The organism is Prosthecobacter sp. (assembly GCF_029946185.1).
Classification (GTDB): Bacteria; Verrucomicrobiota; Verrucomicrobiia; order Verrucomicrobiales; family Verrucomicrobiaceae; genus Prosthecobacter.
On sequence record NZ_JAQSEA010000017.1, the window covers coordinates 1 to 8,503 of the forward strand.

4 protein-coding genes and 1 pseudogene are annotated in these 8,503 nt (G+C 59.0%); 2 read left to right on the forward strand and 3 right to left on the reverse strand.

Going from position 1 to position 8,503, the window contains the following annotated elements:
* The first annotated feature begins 54 nt into the window (after nt 1-54).
* The gene (locus PSV43_RS01045; RefSeq protein WP_300192787.1) at nt 55-2,256 is read left to right on the forward strand and encodes a hypothetical protein; all 2,202 of its coding nucleotides are present in this window, start codon (nt 55-57) and stop codon (nt 2,254-2,256) included.
* Nucleotides 2,257-2,280: 24 nt separating this feature from the next.
* On the opposite strand, the gene PSV43_RS01050 is transcribed toward PSV43_RS01045, so the two are convergent.
* The 3 genes from PSV43_RS01050 to PSV43_RS01060 all read right to left on the reverse strand — a co-directional run bounded on the left by PSV43_RS01050 (nt 2,281) and on the right by PSV43_RS01060 (nt 7,926).
* On the reverse strand, nt 2,281-4,353 hold the full coding sequence (locus PSV43_RS01050) for a hypothetical protein (protein WP_300192789.1): 2,073 nt from the start codon (nt 4,351-4,353) through the stop codon (nt 2,281-2,283).
* 71 nt (nt 4,354-4,424) lie between these two features.
* A complete protein-coding gene (locus tag PSV43_RS01055) occupies nt 4,425-7,355 on the reverse strand; it encodes a PAS domain-containing protein (protein ID WP_300192791.1) in 2,931 nt (976 codons plus the stop codon).
* A 130-nt stretch (nt 7,356-7,485) separates the two neighbouring features.
* Nucleotides 7,486-7,926: a 23S rRNA (pseudouridine(1915)-N(3))-methyltransferase RlmH gene (locus PSV43_RS01060; protein ID WP_300192793.1), complete on the reverse strand. Its 441-nt coding sequence runs from the start codon at nt 7,924-7,926 to the stop codon at nt 7,486-7,488.
* Nucleotides 7,927-8,265: 339 nt separating this feature from the next.
* On the opposite strand from PSV43_RS01060, the pseudogene PSV43_RS01065 reads away from it, so the two are divergent.
* Nucleotides 8,266-8,503 (forward strand): annotated as a pseudogene (locus PSV43_RS01065) (hypothetical protein); the annotation flags it as partial.

The window sequence follows — 8,503 nt, forward strand, 5'->3', positions numbered from 1 at the left end:
TTTGCAGACACTGGATGGACATGATGATGTGCATCGGGTGTACGCTGCGCTGAAATGACGCGCCGCACGAAGGGGAGCGAAGCGAATCAAATCCGAATGACGAAGGAGTGCCAAAGCCCGAAGGATGAATGGGAGAGGCATCGGCTCTTGAGGCATGTGTTTCGGGCTTCGTCGTGGCTGCTCTTGGTGGTGGCGCTGATTTTTTGCGGCTGTGAGAAGAAAAAGGCGGCCGTAAAACCCAAGGTGCCAGCTCCGGTGGTGGTCATGCCGACGCTGCTGACGGAGGCGGACAGGCTGGGTCTGGCAAGCCGTGTGCCGGGTGACGTGGAGTTTTGTGTGAGCAGCGTGCAGTTGAAGAAGCATGCGGAGGCATTGCAGGCATCGCGCTGGTGGGGACAGATGATGGCGTTTGTGGAGGACAAGGCGCCGACACCTGACAAGACGGGCAGCGTGACGTTGGATGAGGCATTTCTCGCCTTTGGCAAAGACAGTGTAAAGAGTCTGGTGCTGCTGCGGCAGTTGAACGATCTCTACAACGAGACGGCGTATCGCGGCATGATGAGCGGTGGTGTGCTGGCGGGACTGGGCACGAGTTTTGATGCGAAGAAGCTGATGGAAGCCGCGCTGCGCGACCCCGCGGTACTGGAGGCGCTGATCCTGCTGCTGGAGCGCTTTGAAATGCCGCCAATGATGGTTGGTGTGGCATCGCCGGAGCCGGAGCAAGTGCTGAAACGGATCAGCGAACTGCTGCATCTCGCGGACTGGCTGGGAGACGCGCCGCAGTCGCGCATCGTGACGGCACAGGGCGAAAAAATCACGGTGAATGAGATCGCGATGGATCAGGTGCTGACGGTGGAGCGGCGGCGGCAGTGGGTGGAAGTACTGGCGAATGCCATGCCGGGGATCACACTGGAAATGAAGGACCGGATCGCGCGCGGTCTGGAGGTGCTGGCACGCAAAAAGTGGGTGCTTGCGCTGGGTCTGGGCACTCAGCGTGCGTATGTGGCGGTGGGGAAATCGAAAGATCAAATCCGCCTGGCCAACTCGGTGGAAGATTCATTGCTGGCACGACCGGAGATGCGCACGCTGGATGTGCATGCGCTGAAAGGCCTGGGTTTGATTGCGTGCTGGGACGGGGTGTTTTGGGATGTGCTGCAATCCGACCACCCGTTTCAGCCCATCGTACGCGGGCTGCTGGCTGGCTTGCAGACCGAGAAAACGTTTTCAGGCATGGCACGCGCTCTGGAGCCGGAAGTGGTCGATCTGGCAGCGGCGGAGCGCGCGTTTTATCACAGCGAACATACCAACGGCGCGGCGGTGGCGTGGTGGGACTGCGGGGTGCAGATGGAAATGGCGGGTGGCTTCTCTCTGGCAGACAGCGCGGCGCTGGCAAAGGAGTCACAATTCTCGGCGGCGCTGGATGAGCCGGAGCTGGTGTTTGGCATGAGCGGTCACGGATCGAGCTCGGGTGAGGGGAGGGCGTATTTTGAAACGTGGATGCGGGCGCTGCATGCGACGGCCCATGAACTGGTCAAGGCGGGAGTGGGCGGGGAGCAATCAGCTGCGATGTTTAAGCTGGCGGATCAAGCGGTGCTGCCCGGCGTCATTGACGTGTATGACGGCACGAAAACGATCTGGCAGAAAGCACTGAGTGGTGACGGGGCATTCATTCTCGATGTGGGTGGAAAAATGCCGCTGCTGCCGGGCTTGCCACCGGGTGGTGAAGCGCTGCCGCTGCCACGCTTTGCCAGCGTGCATGAGATCAAGAATCGCGCGCTGATTGGTGTGTCATGGCAGAACATGGAAGCGACGTTGCAGCAGTTGCTGAAGAACGTGCCTGCACCGCAACCGATTGAGCTGCCTAAAGTCGTGACGAAGCGGAACGGCGATCTGACGAGTTACAGCTATGAACTGCCGTTTGATTCGCGGGAGCTGGGACCGTGTGCCTCGCTGAATGATCAACTGTTCATGCTGGGCACGTCGCGTGTGCAGCAGAGTCACCTCGCGGAAATCCTCAAGCAGCCTGGGGCTGGCCCAGCCGCTGGCATTCGGGTGAAGCTCAACTTCGAGAAACTGCGGGAGTTTCTGAAGGCCTTTGCTTCGGTGCGAGCGCAGAATGGCGGCGCGGGAGAACTGAAGGCGGCGCTGAAATGGCTGGAGCCGTTTGAAGCGCTGGACCTGCGCATGTGGAGCGAGGAGGGCGTGGGCAGGGGCCGCGTTTCGTGGCGGATGCACGATGTGCTGAGGTATGACTGAAGCGGCGCAGACCTCTGTGCTTCATCACTTTGGGGACACCGGCACTGGCTCGGCTTGAGGACGCCAGGTGAGCAGGTCTTTGTCGTTTTTGAAGTAGATCACGGGCACTGCCTTGCCTTTCGGACCATCGGGCAGCAGCCGGCCTTCGGCGTCGAAGTTGGCGATGCGTGAGTCGGCGTAGCGGATCCAGCCCTGGAGTGCGCCGGATTCTGGATCATAGCGATAGACATCGCGCCACTGCTTGGGCGTGGTGAGACGCGGACTGACATAGGCGGGAGCGATGGAACGCTCAAGGACATCGGGAAAGATCACCTGGCTGAGCAGAGTGGTGTTCAGGCCACGCAGCATGTAGCGCTCTCCCAAAGAGAGTTTTTCCGGCGCGGACATGGTGTCGATCTGCCCAGATGCCTGCTCAACAAGGACCCCCTGCAGGATGAGACGGTGGAGATCGGCGCGGACATCGGCGACAGCGGTTGATTTGGACGAAGCCGCTGCCAGGGCGTCAAGTTCGCGCATTGAGCCGAGGTAGAAAGGATGAAAACTGGCGATCGCGTTGAGCACTTTGTCGATGGTGTCGCGCACGGTGAGATCGGCTTTTTCCGCGACAGGTTTCTTCAACGCGACGCTGATGGCCTCTCCCAGTTTCGTGCGCAGCCGGCCAGCCTCATCCTTGAGTTTGTCAGCGTATTCGATGGCGGTGAAGGCATCGAGCGCAGGTTTGAGCGCGAGGTAGTGCTGCTGCAAACCGGTGCGTTCATCGGGTGTGAGAATTTGATCGATCAGGCGGCTGCGGAAATTTGTGTCCTTCATGCTGAAGGCGAGCAGGATCTTCATCCAGCGGGGATCGGTGTCCGTGGTGGGCAGTCCAAAATCAGGGTTGTGGGTTTGATAGTGGATTTCAGAGACGCGGCCCTTCTCATCGTAGAAGTGCATCTCGTTGGGCAGCATGTAAAAGCTGATGATGGCAGGGGCGCTGATGCTGGAACCGTTGTCGGCGAAGATGCCGATGTCGATGCGATGGCTGCGAATGCCGGTGGCGGTGACCATGGGCGGCTCCCAGCGTATGCGGAGGCGCATGACATTTCCGCCGGGTTTGGACTCGATGTGAACGAAGCGCGGATCTCCCTGCAGGACTGCGGCGCGCATTTGCATCGGGGCTTTGACAAGATTCACCGTTTTATCAAAGCCGATGAGCATGTCGTGTTCGGCTTCATTGCCACGCAGGATGCGGGCGATGGAGACGGGAGTGTCAGAGAGCTGCCAGGGATAGGAGCCGGGGAGTTCGAAGAAATTTTTGCCAGCCTCGATTTTGGATTCCTCGATGACACGCAGCAGCACGACCGGGGGAATTTTCGCCAGCGTCATGTCATGGGCGGTAAGCACCATTTTTTCCTCGTCGATCTGCGTGCCGTCGAAGACAGGCGGATGGGCTTTGCCAGTGAAGTAGTCCTCGGATGTCTGCACTGTCTTGTTTGAGCGGCGAAAAATGGATTGCAGCGTGGGCATGAGCAGGCGCTTTTCGATGAGCAGCTTCTGCGTAGCGGGGGGAAAGGCGGCCGTGGTGGAGAGCAGGGCCTGAATGAAGGGCTGGTCGGTGTAGGAGGAGCCCTGGGAGATGAGGAGACAGGGAGTGTTCAGCGGCAGCAGATCACCATAGCCACCACCGACGCCGTTAGCACCGATGTCGTAGTCTTCGTGCTCAGGATAGATGAAGAGATTGTTGGAGAGATACTGCTGGGCGAGGAAGCGGTTGCCTCCGGGGTCCATCATATAGATGCGGGGCAGGCAGCCCATCTGCGCAGCTGCTGAGGCCATGGAGCAGTTGCCCAGAGTGGGCTGGGCGCGCAGCTGCGTGGCGGCTCCTTTGGCATTATCGGTGCCTTGGTACACCTGCAGTTGCGGGTATTGGGCTGCATTCAGCGGCGAATGCTGGCCGTCACGATTTTCATACGTGATGGCCTGAAGCCCAGCCGCCGTGCCTTTGGCAAACCATTCATTGAGCAGCCCGGCGACTTTGTCCGTTCGCGTCGTGACGGACTGCGCGCCGACACCCGCAAGGCCAAGCGTCAAAAACGCTAGGAGGCGCAGGCAGGCCATGGGTGGTGTTAGCACGCCGTATTGTGTCGGCAGCGCAGCAGTTCGCAAAAGGAATATGCTAGGCAGAAGGTTTAACCTTCGGGCGAGGCCAGCGGGAAACGCAGCTTGATCTCGGTGCCTTGATCGGGATTACCCCGGACAAAGAGCTGGCCGCGCATTTGATCAGCGAATACCGCGAGGATTTTGAGCCCGAGGCCGCCGCCTTCACCGGGATGAAACTCGGGGGGAAGACCCACTCCATCATCACTGACGACGAGTTCACCGCTGCCGTGAGTGTAGCTCAGCAGGGCGGTGATCTGCCCCTGACGGCCATGCGGGAAGGCGTGCTCAAAGCAATTCGAGAGCGCCTCATTGAGCGTGAGCGCGAGCGGCATGAGCCACTCCTGTTCAATGGGGCCTTCCTGCACTTCCAGGTGAATCTTGATCTGGTCCGACTTCACCTCGTAACATTCACGCAGGTGCGCGACGAGATCGCGCGAGAAGTCGCTAAAGGTATCTCCCTTGCCCAGTGCGACCTGATACAAATGCTGATGCAGTGCGGCGATGGCACGCACGCGGTTCTGGCTGGAGCGCAGGGCGTTGCGGGCATCCTGATCGCTCACTCCATTGATCTGCATGTTCAGCAGGCTGGAGATGATCTGGAGATGGTTTTTGATGCGGTGATGGGTCTCGGTGAGCAGGAGCTTCTCGCGTTCGAGATCGACGACCGGCCAGCGCTGGCTGGAAGGGGACACCACTTGGAAAGCCAGCGGGATGGCGGCTTTTAGCATCGCCACAGGCAGCGGGAGGTTCTCGGGTGTTTCGATCTCGGCGGTGAAATGAGAGGTGAGTTCAAAACCACCCGCCTCAAGCATGCGTGCGCCGATTTTTGCCTCACCGCGTTTGCCATCGCCGCCGAAAAACGGACGCTGAATGATGCTCTCCGGCTGCGTCGCCTGCTCGCTGAGGTCTGCAAAGAAGGCCGTGGCGTCCGAAGGGCGGAAAAACTGGTGCAGCGGCCGCCCGATGGCCGCCGCAGCCTCCAGACTGAACAATTGCTGCGCATGATCCGTCCAGGTGCGCACTCGGCCATTGGCATCGGTGGTGAGGAGTAGGGCGCTGGCCGGTGCTGAGGTGATGACAGGAGCGTGAGAAAAAAGTGCGGCTGGCGCCACCTCTGCCGGTTCGGCCGCTTCTGTGACTTCCTGCAGGTAATGAATGGTGCAATGAGCTTCACCTTGCGCATCCGGGACGGCAGCAAGGTGCAGGATGGCACGCGAGAAGGAACCATCGATGCGTTTGATGCGAACTCCGAGCGCCTCGGCCTGGCGGCCGCTGCTTTGCAAGGAACGCAGGGCATCACGCCGTGCGGTAGCACTGTCAGGATCCAGCCAGGCATCCAGCGGATACCGCCGCAGCTCTGACTTGGCCTTGCCCAGCAGCTCTTCGGCATGCTGGTTGACTTCAAAAATGACTCCGGCCTTGTCCGTCATGACAATGGCGATCGGACTGCCCTGCATCAGCGTGCGGAGCTTGGCCTCCATGCTGCGGAGCTGCTCTTCATGCCGCGTGTGCTCGGTGGCGTCCTGGATGCTGACGAGCAGACCACCGCCCGGCAAGGCAATCGGGTTAAACTCCAGCTCTTTGAGCAGGCCATCCGCCGTGGCGAGCGACACAGTGCGCGTCAACTGACGCCGCCAGACGCTTTCACGCCAAGCCAGCACGACCTGCGCGCGATGCTCCTCGGTGGGACAGGCATGCGCGAGCCAGCTTTCGACCGTTTGATCGGTTTCGAGCGGACGCCCCAGCAGCTTGGCCAGACCTTCATTTTGAAACACCGGAACGCCACGTTCATCCAGAACGAAGACGCCACACGGAATGCCTTCAAGATAACTGCGCAGGCGGGCCTCACGTCTGCCAAAGGCCTGCTGCGCTTCAGCGAGAGTACGCAGTTCCTGCCGCGCCCGTGAAAGCTCGCTCTCCAGGCGCTGCTGCGCGGCATCATCCACCGGTGCTGCCGCAGGTGTCGGGGCGGCAACAATCACAGGTGTCGGCGGAGCTGCCGGCGGGGTGATGCACGTCACGCCTTCCATCGCCGTCTGCGGCGAAAACCCCATCAGCATGAATTGGCGGGAAGATTCATCAGTGCCTTTATGCGCCAGCGCTGAAACCAGCCACCGTGAGGGCGTAGAGGAGTACGGCGAGGCATCCGGACGCGTGATGATGCAGCCGGGCGCAAGATTCTGCACCAGCGACACGCGGGTGAGTGCATCAAGTGTTTGCTGACGCAGCGTCGCGTAATCGCGGCCTTCGCCAAACACTTCCCAGAAACAGGTGGTGCCTTCCTGAATACCTTGGTCCAAGGCCAGGTGTGAAGCGGCCACATTGGCGCGCATGATCGCCCCCTCTACGTTCAGCACCAGCATCGGAATGGAGCAGTCCAGCGGATCGGGCGTCTTCGCCACAGGCGGGGCGTTTTCTTTATCTTCAGTGGAAGGGGCGGCTTTGACCGCATCCGCGCCGGAAGACTGGGGAGAGCTGAATTTTTCACAGGTGACCATCAGGCCACCGACAGCGGCATCACGCTTCTTGCGCCAAGGCCGCACTTCCCAGCGATAGACCAAGTGCTGGCCGTCGGGTCCGCTGAGTGAATCATGCTCACTGCGAACGATGTGCCCCTGCAGCGCACGTTCATAGACCTGTCTCCAGCCTGGATGCAGGCCTGGAAAAATTTCATACTGGCTCTTGCCGACCAGAGGCTGCACCTGCTGCAAGCCGAATTCACTGATCCACTGGCGGTTGGCCAGCATGTAGCGCATGCCTCGGTCAAACATGGCCATGGCCACCGGTGCATTTTCCACCAGTACTCCAAGCACCAGCTCCATGTCCTCCGACTCGTGTTTGGGGGCTTCAGTGGTCGCTGAAGTTCCGGAGCGTTGATCCCTGGCCTCATCATGCGTCTTCTCCAAAGACACCGAGTGCGCCTTGGGCTGAATGACGTTTTTGAGTACCGAAGAAGACATGAGTGATTAGTTGAGAAAATTTGAAATTTAGGTTCTCTCAAGTTATCGGCAAGGCGAAAGTACAAGGATTTGCGACTCAGTTCAGCAATAAATGAGCTTCAGTGCAAGTTTCATCATCGTTCATGCTCAATCATTCCCGATGATACGGCTCTCCACGAATGATGGTGTAAGCGCGGTAAATTTGCTCCATCAGCATCACCCAGGCAATGTCATGCTGCATGGTGAGTGTGGAAAGTGACCAGCACATTTTGGCTTTGGCGCGAAACTGCGGCGAGTGCCCGTCTGCACCGCCAATGACCAGGCAGATGCGTTTGCGACCGGAAACCTCTTCGTTCTCAATCCATTTTGCCATATCAAGACTGCGCAGTTGCCTGCCACGTTCGTCTAGGAGAATGCAGAAATCACCGGCACACGCAGCTTCGATCTGCTTCTCCACTCGATCCAGCGGTCCTTCCTTAATCACCACATGTTCGAAATGGCTGTAATGCTGAAGTCTCTTCCAGTAGAGTTCCACAGCGTCTTTCACCCAAGGGTGTCCGGGCTTCCCAACAGTAATGATGCGCCATTGCATGAGGCGCAAAAGCGCACATCTCAAAGCGATATACAAGACAAGCGTGATATTATTGTTATTCTAATAAAAATAGATTATGTGCTCGGCATTACCATCCTTGTTGTTGCATAATTTAAAAAGATCGTTAAAATGAGAATGCTGATTCAAAAATTAACCGTTCGCTCTATGTCCCAAGCATCCCACTCCTCGCTTCATCTCGTCGCATCTGGCCTTGCGGCGCTCATGCTGGCCTCTTGTGCTCTGCCTCCTCGCCAAGCATGGCAGGAGATTCAAACTCATGGGCTTATCTCCTATTTGGGAAAACCAAGCAGCCCGCTGGGAGTCAGTTCCAGATCCACCATGGTGGCGCAAAACACGGCACCGGTGCAAACGCCCAGCCCGATCGTGGGTCCTGACCGTCCTGCCACACCGCCTCCGGCCATGCTGAATGCGTCCAAGATGCCTGTGGCCCAGTCCGTGCCAGATCTGCCTGGTTATGTGCGCACCCCGTTCACCAATCCTCCCCGCCTCGTAGATGTGCGTGGGATGTCCGCGGGCTCCAAAGTGGTCTGCCCTTATACACAGCGTCCCTTCTTGG